The 22,345-nt window shown below is 66.8% G+C and carries 18 protein-coding genes; 4 read left to right on the top strand and 14 right to left on the bottom strand.

Going from position 1 to position 22,345, the window contains the following annotated elements; genetic code table 11:
* Nucleotides 1-49 precede the first annotated feature (49 nt).
* Together B9C43_RS10650 and B9C43_RS10645 are read left to right on the top strand one after the other, a co-directional pair.
* Nucleotides 50-976 (top strand): ATP-binding cassette domain-containing protein, encoded by a 927-nt coding sequence (locus B9C43_RS10650; protein WP_084425852.1) that lies wholly within the window; start codon nucleotides 50-52, stop codon nucleotides 974-976.
* Entirely contained in the window at nucleotides 973-1,743 is a 771-nt protein-coding gene (locus tag B9C43_RS10645) for an ABC transporter permease (protein WP_143446266.1), read from the top strand. The genes B9C43_RS10650 and B9C43_RS10645 overlap by 4 nt, the downstream gene beginning before the upstream one ends.
* A gap of 60 nt (nucleotides 1,744-1,803) precedes the next feature.
* Here the strand turns inward: B9C43_RS10645 and B9C43_RS10640 are convergent, their stop codons facing one another.
* The 12 genes from B9C43_RS10640 to B9C43_RS10585 all read right to left on the bottom strand — a co-directional run bounded on the left by B9C43_RS10640 (nucleotide 1,804) and on the right by B9C43_RS10585 (nucleotide 18,277).
* Nucleotides 1,804-3,075, bottom strand: a complete 1,272-nt coding sequence (locus B9C43_RS10640) for an alkaline phosphatase PhoX (protein WP_084425851.1) — start codon at nucleotides 3,073-3,075, stop codon at nucleotides 1,804-1,806.
* A 198-nt stretch (nucleotides 3,076-3,273) separates the two neighbouring features.
* Nucleotides 3,274-3,453, bottom strand: coding sequence for a DUF6104 family protein (locus tag B9C43_RS10635; RefSeq protein WP_033381991.1), 180 nt, complete (start codon nucleotides 3,451-3,453; stop codon nucleotides 3,274-3,276).
* Between the two features lie 59 nt (nucleotides 3,454-3,512).
* A complete protein-coding gene (locus B9C43_RS10630) occupies nucleotides 3,513-7,238 on the bottom strand; it encodes a multifunctional oxoglutarate decarboxylase/oxoglutarate dehydrogenase thiamine pyrophosphate-binding subunit/dihydrolipoyllysine-residue succinyltransferase subunit (protein WP_033381992.1) in 3,726 nt (1,241 codons plus the stop codon).
* A gap of 539 nt (nucleotides 7,239-7,777) precedes the next feature.
* On the bottom strand, nucleotides 7,778-11,509 hold the full coding sequence (locus tag B9C43_RS10625) for an ABC transporter ATP-binding protein (RefSeq protein ID WP_160096474.1): 3,732 nt from the start codon (nucleotides 11,507-11,509) through the stop codon (nucleotides 7,778-7,780).
* Between the two features lie 46 nt (nucleotides 11,510-11,555).
* Nucleotides 11,556-12,386, bottom strand: coding sequence for an ABC transporter permease subunit (locus B9C43_RS10620; RefSeq protein WP_160096472.1), 831 nt, complete (start codon nucleotides 12,384-12,386; stop codon nucleotides 11,556-11,558).
* The gene (locus B9C43_RS10615; protein WP_084425846.1) at nucleotides 12,383-13,375 is read right to left on the bottom strand and encodes an ABC transporter ATP-binding protein; all 993 of its coding nucleotides are present in this window, start codon (nucleotides 13,373-13,375) and stop codon (nucleotides 12,383-12,385) included. The genes B9C43_RS10620 and B9C43_RS10615 overlap by 4 nt, the downstream gene beginning before the upstream one ends.
* A 51-nt stretch (nucleotides 13,376-13,426) precedes the next feature.
* Nucleotides 13,427-13,819 carry a hypothetical protein gene (locus tag B9C43_RS10610; RefSeq protein ID WP_084425844.1) on the bottom strand — a complete coding sequence of 131 codons (393 nt, stop codon included), beginning with the start codon at nucleotides 13,817-13,819 and terminating at the stop codon, nucleotides 13,427-13,429.
* A complete protein-coding gene (locus B9C43_RS10605; RefSeq protein WP_084425843.1) occupies nucleotides 13,816-14,004 on the bottom strand; it encodes a hypothetical protein in 189 nt (62 codons plus the stop codon). Before B9C43_RS10605 ends, B9C43_RS10610 begins: the two co-directional genes overlap by 4 nt.
* Nucleotides 14,005-14,481: 477 nt before the next feature.
* Nucleotides 14,482-15,594: an alanine dehydrogenase gene (gene ald / locus B9C43_RS10600; protein WP_084427988.1), complete on the bottom strand. Its 1,113-nt coding sequence runs from the start codon at nucleotides 15,592-15,594 to the stop codon at nucleotides 14,482-14,484.
* Between the two features lie 112 nt (nucleotides 15,595-15,706).
* Nucleotides 15,707-17,239, bottom strand: a complete 1,533-nt coding sequence (locus B9C43_RS10595) for a PucR family transcriptional regulator (protein WP_084425842.1) — start codon at nucleotides 17,237-17,239, stop codon at nucleotides 15,707-15,709.
* A 247-nt stretch (nucleotides 17,240-17,486) separates the two neighbouring features.
* Entirely contained in the window at nucleotides 17,487-17,930 is a 444-nt protein-coding gene (locus B9C43_RS10590) for a VOC family protein (RefSeq protein ID WP_033382001.1), read from the bottom strand.
* A complete protein-coding gene (locus B9C43_RS10585; RefSeq protein ID WP_033382002.1) occupies nucleotides 17,927-18,277 on the bottom strand; it encodes a PadR family transcriptional regulator in 351 nt (116 codons plus the stop codon). Before B9C43_RS10585 ends, B9C43_RS10590 begins: the two co-directional genes overlap by 4 nt.
* 61 nt (nucleotides 18,278-18,338) lie before the next feature.
* On the opposite strand from B9C43_RS10585, the gene B9C43_RS10580 reads away from it, so the two are divergent.
* The gene (locus tag B9C43_RS10580) at nucleotides 18,339-18,740 is read left to right on the top strand and encodes a VOC family protein (RefSeq protein ID WP_033382003.1); all 402 of its coding nucleotides are present in this window, start codon (nucleotides 18,339-18,341) and stop codon (nucleotides 18,738-18,740) included.
* Nucleotides 18,741-18,769: 29 nt separating this feature from the next.
* On the top strand, nucleotides 18,770-19,888 hold the full coding sequence (locus tag B9C43_RS10575; RefSeq protein WP_235038552.1) for a DUF5925 domain-containing protein: 1,119 nt from the start codon (nucleotides 18,770-18,772) through the stop codon (nucleotides 19,886-19,888).
* On the opposite strand, the gene B9C43_RS10570 is transcribed toward B9C43_RS10575, so the two are convergent.
* Nucleotides 19,879-20,748 (bottom strand): SGNH/GDSL hydrolase family protein, encoded by an 870-nt coding sequence (locus B9C43_RS10570; RefSeq protein ID WP_051895159.1) that lies wholly within the window; start codon nucleotides 20,746-20,748, stop codon nucleotides 19,879-19,881. The two genes, B9C43_RS10575 and B9C43_RS10570, sit on opposite strands and share 10 nt — an antisense overlap.
* A 10-nt stretch (nucleotides 20,749-20,758) precedes the next feature.
* Nucleotides 20,759-22,276 (bottom strand): aklavinone 12-hydroxylase RdmE, encoded by a 1,518-nt coding sequence (gene rdmE, locus B9C43_RS10565; RefSeq protein WP_084425840.1) that lies wholly within the window; start codon nucleotides 22,274-22,276, stop codon nucleotides 20,759-20,761.
* Nucleotides 22,277-22,345 lie beyond the last annotated feature (69 nt).

Genomic DNA, 22,345 nt, shown 5'->3' with positions numbered 1-22,345 from the left:
CCAATTCATGCCAGGGCACAGCCATGCCCTGATAACCCTGTGAGGAACCATGAAGCTCGCGATCAGCGCGACCAACCTGAGGAAGTCCTATGGCGACAAGGTGGTACTGGACGGCATCGATCTCAACGTCGCCGAAGGCACCATCTTCTCGCTGCTCGGCCCGAACGGCGCCGGCAAGACCACCACCGTGCAGATCCTCTCGACGTTGTTGGCGCCGGACAGTGGCAAAGCCGTTGTGGCAGGCCATGATCTGTCGGTCAACCCGAGCGGTGTACGCGGGTCGATCGGCGTCACCGGTCAGTTCTCCGCGGTGGACACCATGCTCACCGGCGAGGAGAACCTCTGGTTGATGGCCGACCTGCACCACCTGCCCAAAGCGGAAGGCCGCAGGCGTGCCGCGGAACTGTTGGAGCAGTTCGATCTTGTCGACGCGGCACGCAAGACGCCGATGACGTACTCCGGCGGAATGCGCCGGAGGTTGGACTTGGCGATGACCCTGGTCGGCAACCCGAGGATCATCTTCCTCGATGAGCCGACGACCGGACTGGACCCGCGCAGCAGGCGGACGATGTGGGACATCATCCGCCAACTGGTCAAGGACGGCGTGACGATTTTCCTTACCACGCAATACCTTGAGGAAGCGGATCAGCTCGCCGACCGCATCGCGGTGCTCAACGGCGGGAAACTGGTAGCCGAAGGCACGGCGGACCAGTTGAAGCGCCTCATTCCGGGCGGTCACGTCCGGCTGCAGTTCGCGGACATCCCACGCCTCGCCCACGCCGCGCACATCCTCGGCGGCGTCCGCGATGACGATTCGCTGACGTTGGACGTGCCGTCCGACGGCGGCGTGCAGTCCCTTCGGTCCGTTTTGGACAGACTGGATGCTGGCCTGGTCGAGGTCGACAGCCTGTCGGTGCACCTGCCGGACCTCGACGACGTCTTCTTCGCCCTGACCGCAAAGGAAAATGTCCGATGAGCACTGTGGCCCTCGCGATGCGTGACTCGGGCGCGATGCTGCGCCGCGACTTCACCCACTCCAAGCGCAACCTGATGATGACCATCAGCGGCATCGCCACACCGGTGTTCATGATGGTGCTGTTCGCCGGGGTGTTCGGCGGCGCGATCGGACCGCAAGGAATCGACTACATCGACTTCCTGGCGCCGGGGATCATCATCATGTCGGCAGGAACCAGTTCGGCGGCCACCGCCGTGAAGGTCTGCCAGGACATGGCGGAAGGCATCATCGACCGCTTCAGGACAATGGACATCGCCCGATCAGCAGTCCTCACCGGACAGGTCGTCGGCAGCGTGATCCGCACCGTGTTCAGTGCGGTGCTGGTCGTCGCGGTCGCACTGCTGCTGGGCTTCAGCCCGACGGCGTCGTTCGGCGAGTGGCTCGCGGTACTGGGGATCTACGTCATGCTGACGTTCGCCCTCACGTGGCTGGCTGTCGCGTTCGGACTGAAGGCGGCCACTCCGGCAGGCGCCAACAGTCTGACGCTGATCGTGCAGTTCCTGCCGTTCATCAGCAGCGCGTTCGTCAGCCCTGAGACGATGTCCGTTCCGGTCCGCTGGTTCGCCGAGAACCAACCGTTCAACCCGGCGATCGAGACCATCCGCGCGTTGCTCACCGGCGGTCCGATCGGCAACAACGCATGGCTGGCAGTCATCTGGGCTGTCGTGATCAGTGCCGTCGGCTACTTCTGGGCACGCAAGCAGTACAACCGCCCGAAGACCAAGTGAGAATCAGGGGGTAGGAGCACCTCACTGTCTATAACGGACAGTGAGGTGCTCGTTTCTGTGTCAGAGCGAGCCGTTGCGCCACGGCCCGGTGATCGCGAAGGTGATCCCAGGCGTCTGGATGTTGGCGAACAACCACTTGCCGCGAATGGTGTCGAACGTGGATCCGCACCATTCCCTGGTCGAGTAGTCACCCGGCGCGATCGCCGGCTTGCCGGGCACGCCGTCCGGGATGACGACGTTGTTGGCCGCGAAGGGGAAGATCTCGCCGTTGCGGGTCAGGCCGTGCATGAACTGCACACCACTGCCGTCCTCGCACAACACGATCCCACCGCGCGGGCTGACCGCGATGTTGTCCGGATTGGACAGAACATCCTGCCCCGGCGAGGCGAACAGCACGCGCAACCGGCCACTGCGCGGATGGAACTCGAAGACCTGGCCGAGTCCGGTCGGGCCGCCGCTGGTGGACACGATGTAGATGCGGCCGTTGCCGTACCAGGCCCCTTCGAGCCGGGAGAACGTCGCCCCACCCTTGGCGATGCCCTGATCGGTCGGCCGTGGCACGTCAGGCCCTGGGTCAGGCTCGTCGATCCGCACCCAGCTGGTCTCGTGGTAGACCGTCCCGGCCGGATCGGCTTTGGTGTTGTACGTGGCGTCGCCGATCTTGAGCATCTCCAGCACACCACCGGCTCGCAGGTTCCCGCGAACTTTGGGACGGAACCGGAACAGGCCCGCGGTGCCGTCGTCCTCGGTCTCGTAGACGTAGCCGGTTTCCGGATCGATGGCGACCGCCTCGTGCTCGAACCGGCCCATCGCCTTGAGCGGCCTCGGGTCGCCCTTGCCGGTCGCGGGCACTTCGAAGATGTAGCCGTGCTGCCGCCCGGTGGCCGGGTTGACGTCCAGCGTCTCCTCGCAGGTCAACCACGTGCCCCAAGGCGTCGGTCCGCCCGCGCAGTTGCGGACGGTGCCCGACAGGCTGGCGTAGCTGTGTTCGAACTTGCCGTCATCGGGGTCGAACACGACCGTGCTCGTACCGCCGCCTGCGTTGGGATCGTAAGCGGGGTCAGTGAATTTGCCGTTGAACCCGCCGACTTCATGGTTGCGCACGAGGTTCACGCGGCCCCTGCGCCCGGCGCGGAACGCCGCCATTCCGTCGTGCAATGACGGCGTTGGGATCCCGTCGTCCATCGGGTCACCGGTCCAGCCGTAGCTGATGTACTCGAACCCGCGGGGCAGAAGCAGTAGTGGAAGTCCAGTGGTGTGGTCACGAACCGGGGCCAACGGGCCGTAGTCCGGGCTGTGCGGGCGTCGGGTGTCCCGCTCCGGGGCGGCCATCGCTGATCTCGTCGCCAACGCGTCCAATGCGGTGGCTCCGGCCAGAACAGCAGCCCCGCCAAGTAAAGCGCGCCGACCAACTTCAGAGCGTGGTGGGTTTGTGTGCTCGGTCACAGCGCGAGACTCTTCCCGCAAACCATGGCCGTCAAGCAACACCAGGCCAACGGTTCAATGAATGTGCCCGATAACTATGTTTCCCTACTCGTCGATGTCCTCGTCGTCGCGGGCGAGGAACGTCGCGAGGCGCTCGACGGCCTCTTCATAGTCGGGGTTGGCGTCGACGAAGGCGCGGAGTTTCTCGGCGAGCCAGCCGAGGGTGACTTCCTCGTCGCCGCGGCGTTGTTCGAGCTCTTCGATTCCCCGGTCAGTGAAGTACATAGGTTCTCCATGAAACGGCTCCCGGGGCGCGTGCCCCGGGAGCCATCTTTGTCCAACTGTCAGTCCGCGAACGCCTTCTCGATCAGCTCGCGCTGCTCGACCTCGTGCACCTTCGACGAACCCACCGACGGGGCCGACATCGGGCGACGGGACACGCGCATCATGTTGCCCATGCGCTCAGGGAACTTCTCGCGCACGAACAGGCCGTAGAACGGCCACGAGCCCTGGTTGGCCGGCTCCTCCTGCACCCAGCGCACGTCGTGTGCGTTCGGGTAGCGGTCGAAGATCTGGCCCAGCTTCTTCACCGGCACCGGGTAGAGCTGCTCGACACGCACGATCGCGGTGTCGGTCACGCCGCGCTTCTCCCGCTCGGCCGCCAGCTCGTAGTAGAGCTTGCCGGACACGAACAGGATCTTCCGCACGCCCTGCGGGTCGGGCTGCGCCGGGTCGTCGAGCACCGACATGAACCGGCCGGAGGTGAAGTCCTCCACCGCGCTCACCGCGGCCTTGTTGCGCAGCATCGACTTCGGCGTGAAGACGATCAACGGACGGGTCACGCCGTCCAGTGCGTGCCTGCGCAGCAGGTGGAAGTAGTTCGCCGGGGTCGACGGGATCGCCACGGTCATCGAACCTTCCGCGCACAGCTGCAGCCAGCGCTCGATCCGGCCGGAGGTGTGGTCCGGGCCCTGGCCCTCGTGGCCGTGCGGCAGCAGCAGCACGACGTCCGACAGCTGGCCCCACTTGGCCTCGCTGGAGGCGATGAACTCGTCGATCACCGACTGGGCGCCGTTGACGAAGTCACCGAACTGGGCTTCCCACAACACCAGCGCGTCGCCGTTGGCCACCGAGTAGCCGTATTCGAAGCCGACCGCCGCGTACTCCGACAGCGCCGAGTCGTACACCAGGAACCGGCCCTGGTCCTCGCTCAGGTTCTGCAGCGGCGTGTACTCCTGGCCGGTCTTGCGGTCCACGACCACCGCGTGCCGCTGCACGAACGTGCCACGCCGGGAGTCCTGGCCCGCGAGGCGGACCATCTTGCCCTCGAGGTTCAGCGACCCGAACGCCAGCAACTCGCCGAACGCCCAGTCGATGTCGCCTTCGCGGGCCATCTTGGCGCGCCGCTCCAGCACCGGCTTGACCCTCGGGTGCGGGGTGAAGCCCTCCGGCAGGTTGATGTGCGCGTCCGCGATCGTCTCGATCACCTCACGCGCGACCGCGGTCGGAACGCGGGCGGGCACCTGCTGCTCCTCCTCGACCGACGGGCTCGGCATCGGTGGGTGCTTCTCGAGCTCGCGCACCTCGTTGAAGACGTGCTCGAGCTGCGAGGAGAAGTCGCGCAATGCCTTCTCGGCCTCGTCGACCGAGATGTCGCCGCGGCCGATCAGGGCCTCGGTGTACGTCTTACGCACGCTGCGCTTGGTGTCGATGATGTCGTACATCGCCGGCTGCGTCATCGACGGGTCGTCGCCCTCGTTGTGGCCGCGGCGGCGGTAGCACAGCATGTCGATCACGACGTCCTTGTGGAACGCCTGGCGGTAGTCCATCGCCAGCCTGGCCACCCAGTGGCAGGCCTCCGGGTCGTCGCCGTTCACGTGGAACACCGGCGCCTGGATCATCTTGGCCACGTCGGTCGCGTACTGGCTGGAGCGCGAGTGCTCCGGCGCGGTGGTGAAACCGACCTGGTTGTTGATGATCACGTGCACCGTGCCGCCGGTGCGGTAACCCCGCAGCAGCGCCAGGTTCAGCGTCTCGGCGACCACACCCTGTCCGGCGAACGCGGCGTCACCGTGCAGGGCGACCGGCAGGACGGAGAAGCCGCCCGCGTCGCCACCCTTGTTGAGGATGTCCTGCTTGGCCCGCACGATGCCCTCGAGCACCGGGTCGACCGTCTCCAGGTGCGACGGGTTCGCGGTCAGCGACACCTTGGTCTCGCCGTCGCCGAACATCCGGAAGTACTTGCCCTCGGCACCGAGGTGGTACTTCACGTCACCGGAGCCGTGTGCCTGGCCCGGGTCGAGGTTGCCCTCGAACTCACGGAAGATCTGCGAGATCGGCTTGCCGACGATGTTGGCGAGCACGTTCAGCCGGCCGCGGTGCGGCATGCCGATGACGACCTCGTCCAGCTCGTACTCGGCAGCCTTGTCCAGCACCGTGTCCAGCAGCGGGATGACGCTCTCGCCGCCCTCGAGCGAGAACCGCTTCTGGCCGACGTACTTGGTCTGCAGGAACGTCTCGAACGCCTCGGCGGCGTTGAGCTTGGACAGGATGTACTTCTGCACGGCCGCGTCGGGCTTCTCGTGCGGGATCTCGACGCGCTCCTGGATCCAGGTGCGCTCGGCCGGGTCGAGGATGTGCGTGTACTCGATGCCGACGGTCCGGCAGTACGAGTCACGCAGCACGCTCAGCACGTCCCGCAGTTTCATCCGCTCCTGGCCGGCGAAGCCGCCGACGGCGAACTCGCGGTCCAGGTCCCACAGGGTCAGGCCATGCGACAGGATGTCCAGGTCGTCGTGGCGGCGCTGGCGGTAGTTCAGCGGGTCCGTGTCGGCCATCAGGTGGCCACGGTTGCGGAACGCGTCGATCAGCTCGATGACCCGGGCGGCCTTGTCGAGCGTGCCCTCCGGGATGTCCTGCACCCAGCGGATCGGCTCGTACGGGATGCGCAGCGAAGTGAAGACGTCGTCGTAGAACTGGTCCTCACCCAGCAGCAGCTGGTGGATCCGGCGGAGGAACTCGCCGGACTCGGCACCCTGGATGATCCGGTGGTCGTAGGTGGACGTCAGCGTCATGATCTTGCTGATGCCCATCTCGACCAGGGCCTTCTCGCTGGTGCCCTGGTACTGCGCGGGGTACTCCATCGCGCCGACACCGATGATCGCGCCCTGGCCCGCGGTCAGCCGCGGCACCGAGTGGTTGGTGCCGATGGTGCCCGGGTTGGTCAGCGAGATCGTCGTGCCCGCGAAGTCCTCGGTGGTCAGGTGACCGCCGCGGGCCTTGCGGATCAGGTCCTCGTAGGCCTGCCAGAACTGCGCGAAGGTCATTTCCTCGCAACGCTTGATGGACGCGACCACCAGGTTGCGTGCGCCGTCCTTGCCCGGCAGGTCGATCGCCAGGCCGAGGTTGACGTGCTCCGGCGTGACCAGCTGCGGCTTGCCGTCGACGTTGGCGTAGTGCCGGTTCATGTTCGGGTAGTCCTTCAGCGCACGCACGAGGGCGTACCCGATCAGGTGCGTGAAGGAGATCTTGCCGCCACGGGTCCGGCGCAACCGGTTGTTGATCACGACCCGGTTGTCGAACAGCAGCTTGGCCGGAACGGCGCGTACGCTCGTGGCAGTGGGGACCGTCAGCGACTGTTCCATGTTCTTGGCGATCGCGGCGGCAGCACCGCGGATCGGCTTGCTGGTGTCACCCTCGCCCTTGGGCTCGGCCTTGGCAGCGGCGGGCTTCGCGGCCGGCTTCGTGGCTGCCGGCTTCGGTGCCTGCGTCGTCGGCTTCGGGGGTGCCGGCGACGGGGCAGTGGCTTTCGGGGCCGCGGCCTTGGGGGCGGCGGGCGCCTGGCCGTTGGTGTCGGGAGCAGGCGGCTCGATCTTGGTGACCGTCTTGGTCTGCCCGGTGGCGCTGCTGCTGGCCACGCCCTGAGTCCGCTGCTGTGTGGGCTTGTAGTCGGCGAAGAAGTCGTGCCACGCGGGGTCTACCGAAGTGGGATCCGCGAGGAACTGCTCGTACATCTCTTCGACGAGCCACTCATTCGGGCCGAACTGTGACGCAGGGCTGCTGCTGGACACGGCTGGCACTCGCCTCTATCCATCTCGTTCTCGATATTGAACACACTCGCCAACCAGGCTAGTACCCCGCTCGGGCTGTGTGTGACCCGATTGAACCTTGTGCGCATGCCGATGATGGGGTATTGCTCACTGAATCGATCAATGAATCGATTCTCTCAGGAGATTTGACGAGCCGCCAGTCGTCCGTCGAACAACGACCCAGCTGGTCTAGACCGTTCCGGCAGCCGGAACAGCCATCACCAGAGCGAACCAACCGGCACACAAGGACACCCGCGTGTCCCACCGGCGAGGGCATCGCGCGTGTCCACCGGCTCCGGCATGGTGAGTTGAACGCGAGCGGCGCACAGCGACAACCAGCCGGGCTGGGACCGAGTCGAGCAGTTTGACTCACCGTGCCGGAAAGGTGGACACGCGCCAACTCACGGACGCCGAGGGATCTCCTGGTCCCGCAAAGTGCATCTCACCGTGCCGGAAGGCGCATCTCATGGTGCCGGAGTGGTGGACACACCGTGCGGGAAAGGTGGACACGGGGTGACTGGCTAGTCCACCAGCATTCCTTCTGGGGTTTCGGTTGTTCCGAACTGCCAGAGGCGGGCGTAGAGGCCGTTGGCGTTCAGGAGTTCGGCGTGGGTGCCCTGCTCGGCGATGCGGCCGCCGTCGAGCACCACGATGCGGTCGGCGCGTGCGGCGGTGGCGAGGCGGTGGGCGACCACGAACGTTGTGCGGGATTGCGTCAGCTGTTCGCTGGCGGTCAGCACCTGCGTCTCGGTTGAGGGGTCGAGGGCTGCCGTTGCCTCGTCGAGCAGGAGGACGTCAGGCTGCGCGAGTTCGGCGCGGGCAAGGGCGACTAGCTGGCGTTGGCCCGCGGACAGGCCTTGGCCGCGTTCGCCGACCTGTTGACGGAAGCCGTCGTGCAGGGACGCCACCATCGGCAGTGCGCCCACTGAACGAGCGGCGTCCTCGATCTCCGTGCGGGAGGCGTCGGGTCGGGCGTATGCGATGTTGTGCGCGACGTCGCCGGTGAACAGGTGCGCTTCCTGCGGGACGACGCCAAGGCGCTGGCGGAACGAGGTCAGGTCGTAGTCACGCACGTCCACGCCGTCCACCAGCACCGAGCCAGACGTGACGTCGTAGAACCGGGCGACCAGTTTGACCAGCGTGGATTTGCCCGCGCCGGTCGCGCCGACGAGAGCGATCGTTTCGCCTGGTGCGACGCGTAACGTCACGTGGTCCAGAGCGGGTTCTTCGACACCGGGATAGTGGAACGACACGTCCCGCAGTTCGACCTCACCGCGAAGCCGGGTGGGCGCTGGCACTGGATCCTTGGTCGGACGCAACGAACTCGGCGTACGCAGCAGATCGCCGATCCGGCGCAGGCCGACACGGGCCTGCTGGTAGCCGTCGAACACGCCGCTGAGCTGCTGCACGGGAGCGAAGAACAGCCCAAGGTACAGCAGGAACGCCAGCAGCACACCAGGACTCAGCGAACCCTCGGCGACCCGCGTCGCGCCGACAACGAGCACGGCGGCCCTGGCCACACCGGAAAGCATGTCCACGAAAGGGAAGTACGTCGCGATGTACCGCTGCGCCCGTGCGCGGGAACGGCGGTACGCGTCACTGCGCTCGGCGAAAGCCTGAGCTGACACGCCTTCACGCGTGTACGCCTGAGCCACTCGCAGACCGGAGACGTTCTCCTGCATGTCCGCGTTCACGGCGCTGACCCGCTCGCGTGCCTCCGCGTAGGCCACAGAGGACAGCCGCTGGAAGATCACCGTCGCGACGATCACGATCGGCAGCACGGCCAAGGCCACCAGCGCCAGCGACGCGTCGGTCACCAGCAACGCGACCGTCACCGCGATCACGGTCAGCAGGCTCGCCACCGCGGTCACCAGCCCGGTCTGCAGGAACGTCGACAGCGCGTCGACGTCCGTGGTCATCCGGGTCATGATCCGGCCGGCCATCTCGCGCTCGTAGTAGTCCAACCCGAGCCGCTGCAGGTGCGCGTAACTCCGCACTCGCAACAAGAACAGCAACCGCTCGCCGACTCGCGCGGCCCACACCGTGCTCGCCGCGTTGGACAGCCAGCCGAGGCCGACCAACAGGACGCCGAGCCCAGTCGCGATCCAGAGCCCGTTTGGCGATCCGGTAACGACACCGTCGTCGATGCCGACCCGGACCAACGAAGGCAGCGCCATCGACAGCACGGCGTCCGCAATCACGAGCCCGCCTACCAGCACCAATGCCCAGCGGACCGGCCGCAGCAGCCGGCGCAACGAGAACTCGGGGTCTTCTCTGGTGGGGTCTTCGCCTGGCAGGTCCGGTTTTTCCGTCGCCGGAGGCAAGGCCTCGATCTGCGCCAACAGTTCCGGCGTCGCGGGCACCGCGGCGGCCGCGCCACCCGGGCCGCCACGTGCTCCCGCCATCCGCACGGCCGACGGTGTGGCCGTCGCGTGCTCGGTTTCCGGTGCGTCGTCCGGCCAGAGAGCTGTGGTCACGCCGTCCGAGCCGAGTTCGTCCGGCGGGCAGCAGCACTCGTCTTCGATCGCGTCGCTTTGGCTGGCAAGCAGATTGCGGTACAGCTCGCAGCGCGCGGTCAGCTCGTCGTGTGTGCCGACGTCTACTACTTTGCCGCCGTCGAGCACGGCGATCCGGTCGGCCAGCTGCAGGCTCGATCGGCGATGGGCGACCAGCAAGGTGGTCCGAGTCGCGGTGATTTCCCGCAGTGTGTCGTGGATTGCCGCCTCGGTCGCGGTGTCCACTGCGGACGTCGCGTCGTCGAGCACCAGCACACGCGGATCCGTCAGCAACGCTCGAGCCAACGCGACGCGCTGCCGTTGCCCACCCGACAATGTCAGGCCGCGTTCGCCGACGATCGTGTTGTAGCCCTCTGGCAGCTCCATGATGAATTCGTGCGCCTGCGCGGCCTTCGCAGCGGCGATCACTTCGTCTTCGCTCGCGTCGGGACGGCCGTACGCGATGTTTGCCCGGAGTGTGTCGGAAAAGAGGAATGCCTCCTCGAACACCACACCGACCGCGTGCCGCAACGACTGCAGCTTGAGCTCGCGGATGTCCACGCCGTCGACTTTGATCGCGCCTTCGTGCACGTCGTAGAACCGCGGCAGCAGCATGGAAATCGTCGATTTGCCCGATCCCGCCGTGCCGACGAGCGCCAACGTCTCGCCCGGCGCCACGTGCAACGACAAGCCGTCGAGGACCGGTTCGCTGCGCGTGTACCCGAACCGGACATCGTCAAGCGACACATCCAACGGGCCTTGGGGAACCTCGCGTGCGTCCGGCGCCTCCTTGACTTCCGGCTGCGAGTCGATCAGGTCGTACACGCGCTCGACGCCAGCCCTGGCCAGCTGCGCGTTCACGACCAAGCTCGACAAAAGCCGTGCCGGGCCGACCAAGTTGGCGACATAGCTGGTGAACGCGAGGAACGTACCCAGCGTCACCTGGCCGTTCAACGCCATCCAGCCGCCGAGCGCGAGCACGCCGACCTGGCCCATCGCGGGCAACGCGACCAATGTGGCTGACGGCCTGGACGTCAGCCCCGCGGCCCGCATCCGCTCAGCGAACAGCTTGCGCGCGGCCGTTTCCAGCCGCGAGACCTCCCGCACCTCCTGTCCGAAGCCCTTCACGACCCGCACGCCAGTGACGGTTTCCTCGACGTGCTGCGCCAGATCCGCGGCTTTCTGCTGCGCCGACCACGTCGCAGGGAAAAGCTTGCGGCGGATCCGGATGCTGACAAGCACGACCAGCGGCGCCACGACGAAAGCCACCACGGTCAGCAGCGGCGACAGCCAGATCATCGCGCCGATCGCGATGACCCCGAAGAAAAGGGTGCCGATCGACAGCGGCACCATCGACAGCAGGCCTTGCACCAGCTGGAGGTCGGTGATGGACCGGGACACGACCTGGCCGGTGCGCAACGCGTCCTGCTTGGCGCCGTCAAGCCGTTGCACCGATTGGAAAACTTGTTGCCGCAGGTCGTGCTGGACATCGAGGGCGAGCCTGCCGCCCAGGTAGCGGCGGATGAACGCGGAGCCGAACGTCAACAGCTCCAACGCGATCAGCACCGCGACGATCACGGCCAGACCGTTCGTGTGCCCGGCCACTGCGCCGTCGACGGCGATCTTGACCAAGATCGGGCCGACTGCCTGGAACCCGACTCCGATCAAGGAGGCGAGCACGGACAACAGCACGAGGCGACGGTGCTGCCAGCACGCACGGGTCAGCCGTCGGATCCAGCCAGGCGAGGTATCGGGCACTCAACCAGATTATGCGGACCCACTGACAAAACTGTGTTTTAGCAGGTCAGGTGATGTCTCGACGCCGCGCTACGAGCCAGCCCGCGAGGCCGAGCGCCACCGCGTAGGCCACGAAGATCAGCCCGCTGCCCCACCAAGGCGGTGCGTACGTCATCCCGAGGACTTCACGGATCTCGTCGCTGGCCCGCTCGAACCTTCGTGACGTGGGCAGCCCGGCGATGAACAACTCGAAGGACAAGTGCAGCGTCATGTTGCTGCCCGCGGTGTTCAGCAGGTACGGCGGGATTTCCGGGGCGTCGTTGGTCCTGAGCACCACGTTGATGATCGGCTCGACGACCAGGACGTAGACGAGCAGACCGACCACGGTGCCGACCTGGTTGCCGATCAACGCGCCGACGCCGACACCCAGCAGTGTCCACATGACCATCGCGACGACACCGGCCGCGGCCAGCGTGAACCATTCGGCGCCATCGGGGAAGTTGTTGCCCAGCAGCGCTCCGAGCGTCGCGGCGAGCATGCACACGACCCCGTAGATCGCGCCGATGGTGGAGTACGTGAACAGTTTCGCGGCCAGCACGGCACCGCGTGTCGGTCCGGTGAGGAAGCTCGTGGTGATCGTCTTGTGCCGGATCTCGCCGGTCACCGCGGTCGCGCCGAGGATCAGGCCGAACACCGACGCGAGGTTGATGCCCTGTGCGAACGCGGGCAGCGCGAACGCGGCGTTCTCGCCGGTGCCCCTGCCGAAGATGCCGAGGTTGCCCAGCAGCGCGCCGCCCCACGTGAACATCAGGCTGATCGCCGCGGCCGGGATGAGCAGCGCCCACCACAGTTTGACGGTGAAGATCTTGCGGTACTCGGCGGTGATCAAGCGGTTCATCGCTGGCCACCGTCCTGGGGTCGCTGCCATTGCTGTTGTTGTTCCCAGCCTGGCGGTGGCGGTGGTTGCAGGTACCGGGCGCCGGCGAACTGGCCGCTGGTGAGCTGGAAGAAGATCCGTTCGAGGTCGGCGTGCTGCGACTGCATGCCGTAGATCGCCACCCCGGCCGCGAGCGCGACGTCACCGACCTGCTCTGGCTCGACTCCGGTCACCGCGAGCATCCCTTCCGGCAGGTGCTCGATGCTCGTGTGCCCGGCCTCCTGCAACGCCGTGATCAGCCGCTGCGGATCGGACGGTCGCACGGTCACCCTGCCCTGCTGGGATTTGCGCAGCTGCTCAAGCGGGCCGTAATACATAGCCTGGCCACGGCTGAGGATCACGACCTGCTCCACGGTCTGCTCGATCTCGGCGAGCTGGTGGCTGGAGACCAGGACGGTACGGCCAGTGCGGGCGAAGTTCTGCATGAACGTGCGCAGCCACACGATGCCCTCGGGGTCGAGGCCGTTGGCGGGTTCGTCGAGCACAAGAACCTGCGGATCACCCAGCAGCGCGGTCGCCAGCGCGAGCCTCTGCCGCATGCCCATGGAGAATCCGCCCGCGCCGCGGTCAGCCGCCTCAGCCAGCCCGACGAGGTGCAGGACTTCCTCGACGCGCTGATCGGGCGCCCCGATCGCGGCCGCGTAGACAAGCAGGTGGTTACGTGCGGTCCGGTTCGGGTGGAAACTCTGCGCCTCGAGCACGGCGCCGACGACCCGTCCGGGGTTGCCGAGGTTGTGGAACGGCTGCCCGTTGATCGTGGCGTGTCCGGCTGTCGGCGTGACGAGACCGAGCAACATTCGCAGCGTGGTGGTCTTGCCGGCGCCGTTCGGCCCGAGGAACCCGGTCACCGAGCCGGGCTCGACCGTGAAGCTGAGGTTCTGGACGGCGACAACTGGGCCGAACGTCTTGGTCAGGTTCTGGACTACGACCCGCCCGCTTCCGTCGTGCACGCGTGTCCTCCCACTCGACTGGTGGGCGACATCCTGCCGCATGCGACGTGATCAGGCGCGCGGGACCGGCGGGATCTCCATGGTCTGCTCGGCAAGGGTCTCGGGGTGCCGGGATTTGCGCAGCGCGCGGCGCACCGAGTTGCGTAGCGGACGGCGGCGCTCGCGGTGCGGATGCCCTTCGCCGATCAGGTGCTCGTGCGCCATCCGCCAGACCTGGCAAGGCCACTTCTTGCCGCGCCAGCCGCGCGGGCAGGCGTTGCACCGGCGGTCAGGGCCTGGCTGGTGCACGGTGAGCAACAGCCGCCAGCCGTCGGCGAGCCTGCTGATCTCCGAGCGGGCCAAGGGAAGCAGGGTGCCCGGGTCGCCTTGTTCGGCGACTTGGTCGAGCAGGTCCAGCCGGCGCAGCACGGCGGCCCGCAGCACGTCGTCCAGCGGATGGCTCATTCGCTCGTCCGTCCTGCCGCTTGGTCAAGGGCTTGCCGGAGTCTCCGGGTCTGCTGAGCGGACAGCACGGCTGACGCGCCGGGCGGCGGTACCAGCACAACCCTGCCGCGGTCCACGATCACCGTCAGCGCCCGGTCCCGGCCGAACGGGTCGCGGCACTGGACGTCCCATCGCGGCTCAGCCACGAAAGCCTCGACTTCTCACCCACATTCCATCGACACGTCACGAGCCAGACTGAAGCCCGCGACCGGATGGGGATGCCGGTTCTTGCAATCGACGTGCGTTGGTACACCAGCAGGCCAGAGGATGGCCGCAAAGAGAAACAAGACAAGAAGAGGGACAAACAAGAAGGGCCAAGGCTGGTCCAAGCGCTAAGCACCAGTGCTGGAAGGTGCGGAGCACGCACCGTGGGGGCTGGGGGCTCGGCCCCAGAAATTACGACGAACGCCTGCCCGGCGAAGGTTGCGCAGCAACCGAGCGGGGAGGCGGGAGACTAAAGGACGATCCGCTCAACCAGCCTGGGGGTCACCGGGAGCGGATCGTCAGGTACAGCTTAGGCAATATTCTCGTTGCGCGCTGCATCGGGGTCGTCGGAACTTTTTGACACACCCTCGTTACCAGTGGTTAATAGGCAATATGCCCTGGTAAACGTGACCGAAGTCTCAAACGATCTTGGTCAACGGGGTGTGCTCAAGATCGTGCGCGACCGCCACGGGGCCGTTCGTCAGCGAGCCGCCGTGCATGTTCAGGCCCAGTGCGAGCGACTGGTCGTCGCGCAGCGCGGTGTGCCATCCCTTGTCGGCGAGGGCGACGGCGTACGGCAGCGTGACGTTCGTCAGCGCGTAGGTCGAGGTCCGCGGCACGGCGCCCGGCATGTTCGCCACGCAGTAGAAGACCGACTGGTGGACCTGGTAGGTCGGGTCGGCGTGGGTGGTCGGCCGGGAGTCGGCGAAGCAGCCGCCCTGGTCGATGGAGATGTCCACCAGCACCGAGCCCGGCTTCATCCGCTCGACCAGTTCGTTGCTGACCAGCTTCGGGGCCTTCGCGCCCGGCACGAGCACCGCGCCGATCACCAGGTCGGCCTCGAGCACGGCCTGCTCAAGGGTGAGGCGGTTGGACGTGACCGTGCGGATGCGGCCGTTGAAGTCCACGTCGATCTGACGCAGCCGGTCCACGTTCGTGTCCAGGATTTCCACGTCAGCGCCCATGCCCTGGGCGATCCGGGCGGCGTTGACGCCCGCGACGCCGCCACCGATCACGACAACCCGCGCGGGATGCACGCCGGGCACGCCACCGGGCAGCACACCACGCCCACCGGAGGGACGCATCAGGGAGTACGCGCCGACCTGCGGAGCAAGGCGGCCGGCGACCTCGGACATCGGGGCGAGCAGCGGGAGGGTGCCGTTCGGGGTCTGCACGGTCTCGTACGCGATGGCCGTCGTGCCCGCGGCGAGCAGCGCGTCGGTCAGCGGCTTGTCTGCAGCGAGGTGCAAATAGGTGAAGAGGACCTGGTCCTTGCGCAGGTACTGGTACTCCGAGGCGATCGGCTCCTTGACCTTCATGACCATCTCGCCCTCGGTCCACACCTCTTCGGCGGTGCCCAGGATCTTCGCGCCCGCGGCGAGGAACTCCTCATCCGGGATGGCCGAGCCGGCGCCCGCGTCGGCCTCGACGTACACGTCGTGCCCTCGTGAAGTGAGTTCGTGGGCGCCTGCGGGGGTGAGGGCTACCCGATACTCGTGGTTCTTGACTTCGCGTGGGACTGCGATCTTCACGGCGTGCTCCTCCATCCGGGTGTCTAATCCCACGATGCGGCACACATTCCGCGGTGTCATCGTGTCGAGAGCACTAGTCCAACCGCAGGAGTTTGTTTCGAGAGCACAGTCGCTAGGCCCAACGGGTTGTGGCGAGCTGGACGGTCACCGCGAGCCGGATGTCCGGATCGTCCAAGTTCAGGCCGGTCAGCTCGATCAGGCGGGTCATCCGGTACCGAAGCGTGTTGGCGTGGATCCGCAGGGCCCGAGCAGCGGCTTTCGGATCGCCGGGGTGCCGTAGCCATTCGTACAACGTGTCGACGTACACGGACCCGGACTGCTCGTCGTGGGCTCGCAAGATCGCCAGCGGCCCCAGGTCCGCGGCGCCCGTCGACCCCGCCGCGGCAGCAACCCTATGCAAGGCGACAACTGGCCACGCGTCGTCGTACGTCGCCACGGGACCGTCAACCAACCGGGCTCGTAGGAGGCTGAGCGCTTCCTCGGCCTGCGCCCGTGACTCGGTGAGCGTGGTGATCTCCGCGGGTGAACCCACCCCCACGAGTGCCCCGGACTCGGTCCGCAGGGCCTCGCTCAGCCCTGGCCACCCCGCTTGGTCCGGCACGATCGCGTACAAGATCCCGTGCAGCTCGGTGACCGCGGGCTGACGTCCCACTCCGGCGGTGATCCGTTCCCACAGCGCGAGCCGCAGGCCCTCGGCGTCCAGGGCGTCCGTGGTCGCCACGTCGATCGCGACGACCCGGTGCGGTTCCTCGTCGAGGTCCAGCTCGGCCGCGGCCAGCCGGACGCTTCCCTTGCCCTGCAAGACGGTTCGCACGAGCTCGGCGGACCGGCGGCGTTCCGCGTCGGCCAGCGCCCGGCGTCGCAGCAGGTGCAGGGCCACGACGGGAGCCGTGTCCGCGAACGCGGCAGCTCGCTCGTCGGACACCGGGCCAGGCACGACCGCCCACATCGAACCGAGCAGCTCACCGCCCATCCGGATCGGCACGATCAGCCGCGGCAGCGTCCCATCCCGTTGAGCGGGAACGAAAATCGTCGTACGACCCCGGCTGAGGTCGCGGAACACGCCGCGCGAGCGGAACCGGGCCAGCACGTCGTCGGGGACACGGCGGCCCATGATCGTCGACACGCGGGCGGGGTCGGTCCGGTCCTGGCGAGCCGAGTACGCCAGCACGCGGGAGTTGGCGTCTTCGATGGTCACGGGTGCGTCCACGACCGCGGCGGCCGCGTCCGCGAGCCGGAACAGGTCGCCGAGGCCCTGGTTGCCTGGTTCGGTGGCGTGCTCGTCGTCCGCAGCGGCGTCAAGAACGGTGCGCAGCAGCCAGACCAATTGGGCCCACGCGGTCGCGTTGTGCACTTCGACGACGGCCGTTCCAGTGTCCCGCGCAGCCGTGAGGACGCCCGCTGAGCTCGCAAGCGGCGGCTTCAGCAATACGGCCGCAGCGCCGTGGGCTCCGCAGTATTCGACGAGCTCAGCGGCCTTGCCCGCGGTGTTCACCGTGACGCCGAGGACGAGGTCGCCGTCGGCCACGTGGGTGCGTCTGCCGAGCTCAGCGATCACCACGTCGGTGACGCCCCGGTCGCCCGGCAACACGGTGCGCAGGAGGGTCGGGCCGACCCGGTCGACCACCCCTTGCACCGTGATCATCGGTTCCTCCCGTCTTTGGGCTCCAGTGTGGGCCTTTTGCCGGGAAAGTTGCTCCTCGCGACACGCAACCTTTAACAGTGTTGCGTCGTCTTTCGGTCAGAGGGTTTAGTAACGCACACCCTGGGGTACTGCGTAAGCGGTTCACAGCACAGGGTGACCGTCTGGGGCTCGCACACCCGGCCTGCCGGGTATTCGAGCGGTGGTGTGGTCGTCATCGGGGGCGGCCACACCACCGCACCTAAGCGCCTTACACCTCTTCAGGTGAATTCCGGAGTACCTCATCGAGTGAGATCTCGTCGCGGCTCGAGCAGAGCGCCCACCGGTGGCCGAACGGGTCGCGCACGATGCCGTAGCGCTCGCCCCAGAACATCTCCTGGACGGGCATCTCGACCGTGGCCCCGGCGAAGATCGCCCGCCGGGCGAGGTCGTCGACGTCCTCGACTTCGAGCAGCAGCATCACCGGGGAGTCGCCGATGGTCTGCGGGCTCAACGCGCCCAGCTGTGGTGTCTCCTCGCTCAGCACGAGCCTGCCGCCGCCGATCGCCAGGTCGACGAACAGCAGTGTGCCGTCGGGCAGGCGGTTGACGAACACCTCCACCGCGCCGAACGCCCGGCGGTAGAACTCGATCGCGGCGGGGACGTCCCGGACGAACACGTGCGGCGTCAGGCTGATCGCACGGCTGGGCTTCATGCCGACCTCCGCCTGCCGAGCAGGCCGGCGTCCGAGGCGACGGCCACGAGACGGGAAAGCAGTTCGGCTTCGCGGGCGGCCGCGGTCCGGCCGAGGTCGGTCAGCTCGTAGTACCGACGGCGCGCGTCGTGGGGATCCGGGCTCTCACTGGCCACTTCGACGACCAGGTCGTCGGCGACGAGCCGTTGCAGCGTGCGGTAGAGCGTGCCGGGGCCGAGCCGGACTGTTCCGTCGGAGATCTCCTCCACGAAGCGCATGACCGCGTAGCCGTGCGCCGCGCCGCCGGCCAGCGCCAGCAGCACCTGGAACCCGGCCGGGGTCAGCGGTGGGGTGTTGCGGTCCGCCATGTCCGGAGTATACAGTCCATCTTCGTTGTATCCATGTTGGTTATATCCAGGAGTGATAGACGTGATCCGTGGTGTCAACCAAGTGGTGCTCTATGTCGAAGACCAGCAACGCGCCAAGCAGTTCTGGACCGAGAAGATGGGTTTCGCGCTCGCCGAGGATTCGCCGTACGGTGAGGACGGGCGGTGGATCGCGGTCGCGTCACCCGACGGCAACATGCGAATGGTGTTGTCCCCGCGCGAACCGGGCGCCCAAGCGCCTGAAGCGCCGGAAAACCTGCCGAATTCGAACATCATGTTCTACAGCGACGACGTCCAGCGCACGTACGGGGAATTGACCGCCAAGGGCGTCAAATTCCTGGCCGCGCCAAGCAAAATGTTCTTCGGCTGGTGGTCGATGTTCGAGGACGGCGAGGGCAACCGCTACGCGTTGGGCGAACAATGGGGTACGAATAATCCGTTGTAGCGCACGGAAAACCGCGAGATCATATCGGGGTGTCCAAGCAGCAGCTGCATGTCGTCAAGACGGTCACCGCGCAAGAGCCGGTGACCGTTCTGCCGACGCGCGTTTCACTCAACTCGGGTGACACCTCGTTCGATGTCTTGGACGCGTTGTTCATCAGCCTTTACACCACAGGTGAGCACACGGCGTCCCATAGCGCGAGGATCGATCCCGTCAAGGAGGAAGCGACTTTCCTGCCTTCCGGGGCCTCGGTCTTGCGGGAAGCCCGGAGCGACAACCGCAAATCAGTGCTCGCCAGCGGCGAAGGCTGGATGTTGTTGTCCCACCGTTGGGATGACAGCGTTACCGTGAGCGTCACCGCTGTTTCCGATGAGCTCGCCGAAAAGGTGCTCGCCGAAGCGATCGACGGTGTGAAAGCGGAGCCGACGGACGACATGGAAGTCGTCACGATGGGGTTCTGGTACATGGGAGAGCGCGGCCCGCACCGTCGTACCCGCGACATCGCGGCGCCGAACTGGCCGGACATCCGCCGCAACTACCCGCAGAACGTCGGTACGGCGTTCGACAAGCTGATGGCGACCAAATTGGACGAACTCAACGGCCGGTTGCTGCTGTTGCACGGTCCGCCGGGCACGGGCAAGACCACCGCGCTGCGCGCGATCGCGCAGTCGTGGCGGGAGTGGTGTGAGGTCGACTGTGTCCTTGACCCCGAGCGGTTGTTCGACAGCCCGTCGTATCTGCTGCAGGTCGCGCTGGAGGGCAACGAGGACGACGACAAGCCGTGGCGGCTGTTGTTGCTGGAGGACTGCGACGAGTTGATCCGCGGCGAGGCGAAGGCGTCGACCGGGCAGGCGTTGTCCCGGTTGCTCAACCTCACCGATGGTCTGCTCGGCCAGGGCTGCCAGACGCTCATTGGGATCACCACCAACGAGAACCTGGCGCGGCTGCACCCAGCGGTCACCCGGCCTGGCCGGTGCCTCGCCCAGATCGAGGTCGGTGCCCTGTCGCAGGCCGAGGCGAATGCCTGGCTGGACGGCAAAGCGACCGCCCCCGGTCACGGCGCGACCCTCGCGGAGCTCTACGCGCTGGTGGCGGGGGCCGCCCCGGTGACGGCCGAGGCAGCGGACGAGCACGTCGGTCTCTACCTCTGAAACCGTCCGAACAGGACAGTCGGCACGCTCAGCGCGGCGACCGCCTGCATGCCCTTGGCGTTCGGGTGCATCTGCGCGGCGGGTGAAGAGGGGAACAAACCCTCGACCCACTTGCGGTCAGCGGGCTGGCATGCATCGTGCCCATACGAGTACGGATACGGGTTGACGAAGGAAGCCTTGTGCTTCGCGGCCTGTGCGCCGAGCTCTGCGTTGAGCTTGCGTGACGTCCGGTCGAAGTACGGCACGTCACCCGCGGCGAACGGGACCTGTGGAAAGCAGGTCCCGCTCGCGGGCAGGATCCGCAAGTAGCTCACCACCACGACGTGTGCGCGGGGTGAACGCTTGCGGATCCCGTCAAGCACGGCGGAGATCTTCGGGCCGACCGCGGCGATCCTGGCCGCCAACTGGTCCGTGCCGGCGGTGTAGTGCCGTTCGCACGGGTTGCCCTTCTGGTCGTTCGACGCCAGACGGCCACAGGTGGAGACGATCTCGCCGAAACCGATGTCGTTCCCGCCGATCATCAGCGTGACGAGTTCGGTGTCGGCCTTCAACGCGTTCAGCTGCGGCGGGTTCGTCCCGCCGGAGACCTGCTGTGGCCTGGTCATGTCGACCGTCCTGGCACCACCGCAGCTGACGTCGGTGAAGTTCGGGATGCGCAGCCACTTGGCGATCAGCGAGGGATAGTTGTGGTCCGACCGGGCACACCCTGCCGGTTGCCCGACTTGTTGCGGGATCCCGGGACCGGACGCGTATGAGTCACCCAATGCCACATACGAGCGGTACAAGCCGTGCCGTGGCTGCGCTGACGCCGGCGCCACGAGCAGTCCGAGCAGCGTCACCACCAGCAGGAAGACTCGCATGCCCCACAACTTAACAAGACAACACCTGTCGCAGCACGTTCTTCAGCGTGGCTTCGTCGGCCTTCGACGTGGTCCGCCATGCCACGATCCCGTCCGGCCGGAGCAGGCTCGCGCCTTCGCGGCCGACGCCGAACCGGTCGTACTGGTCGCCCAGTGATCGGTACTGGACACCGGCGTCGATCTCGTCCCAGCCGCCGTCCGGACCCGCGAGCAACACCCAGCCGGCGCCCCAGACGTCCAGTGTGGACTCACCGGACGGCAGAACCACGTGCGGTGCGTGGAAACCCGGTTCACCGGAGAACTGGAACGGGTTCATCACCAGCGAACCGTCGTTCGGCTCCGCGATCACCGCGCTGGACGTGTGCCGCATGCCCATGATCGCCTCGAACCAGCCGACCGGCTCCGGGATGTCCGGGCCTGCCAGGTGTGGCGCCATCCGCTGGACGTAGTTGAACAACGATTCGTCCACCACCAGTTGAGCGGCGAGTTTGCGTTCCGGCTCGTAGGTGTCCAACAGGCCACTGCCCGCTTGGCCGTGCACGACCGCTGCGAGCTTCCACGCGATGTCGAAGCCGTCGCACACAGCTGCGTTCCCGCCGAGCCCGCCGGTCGGCGGCGTGACTTTGGCGGCGTCACCGACCAGGAACACGCGGCCGTCGCGCCAGCGGTCGGCGATCCGCGCCGCCATCTCCCACGGGCCTTTCCAGACGATCTCGGGCTCGAGATCCGGGATGTCCAGGCCGATCCGCATCAGCTCGGTGATCCTGGCGTCGGGGTAGTCGGCGTACGACTCGCCGTTCTCCGGGTGGTACTCGATCGAGAACAGGTGCCTGCCCCGGACGCTCGTGTTGACGTACGCACCGGTGAAAGCGGGGTTCTGCAAGTAGTAGAGACCCTGGATGTCCTCCGGCAGCACCTCGGTCAGGTCGGCGTCGAACACGACACCGATGTGGTTGGCCAGCCCACCGAAACCGGATCGGGGGATGCCCAGTCTTTCCCTTACCGGGCTGCGATTTCCGTCGGCCGCGACCAGATAGGAGGCGCGGACCTCTTGTGCACGACCGGAAACGAGATCGAGCAGCTGCGCGGTGACCCCGTCAGCGTCCTGGTCGAACGACACCAGCTCGGTCGAGAACCGGACGTCGGCGCCGTGTTTCCTGGCCTGTGCCAACAGGATCGGCTCGGTCTGGTCCTGGCTCGCCGATCCCCAGCCCGCGGGCGCGAGCTGCTCGATCTCCTTGTGGAAGTCGCCGAAGTTCTCCACGATGGAGTGGATCACCCGGCCCCGCACGCTCTCCACGACCTTGATCGTGAAGTCCGACGACCAGTCGGCGATCGCGAGCACCTCGTCCGCGACGCCACCGATCCGCAGGAACTCCATGGTCCGCGGATGCTGCCCGGACGCACGCGGATGGATCGACGTGCTCTCGTGCCGCTCCACTACCAGTACATCCACCCCGCGCGTCGCGAGGAACATCGCTGTCGACAGGCCACCTAGTCCGGCTCCAACCACGATTACATCAGTCATGAGAGCATCTTAGAAACTAAGAGAGTTGGATGGCAAGACTTATTTTCCGTGAAGGTTCCAGTGGGTGGA

It is taken from the genome of Kibdelosporangium aridum (genome assembly GCF_900176515.1).
Classification (GTDB): Bacteria; Actinomycetota; Actinomycetes; order Mycobacteriales; family Pseudonocardiaceae; genus Kibdelosporangium; species Kibdelosporangium aridum.
Note: the sequence above shows the minus strand (reverse complement) of the source record. Positions and strands in the feature narration are given on the sequence as shown.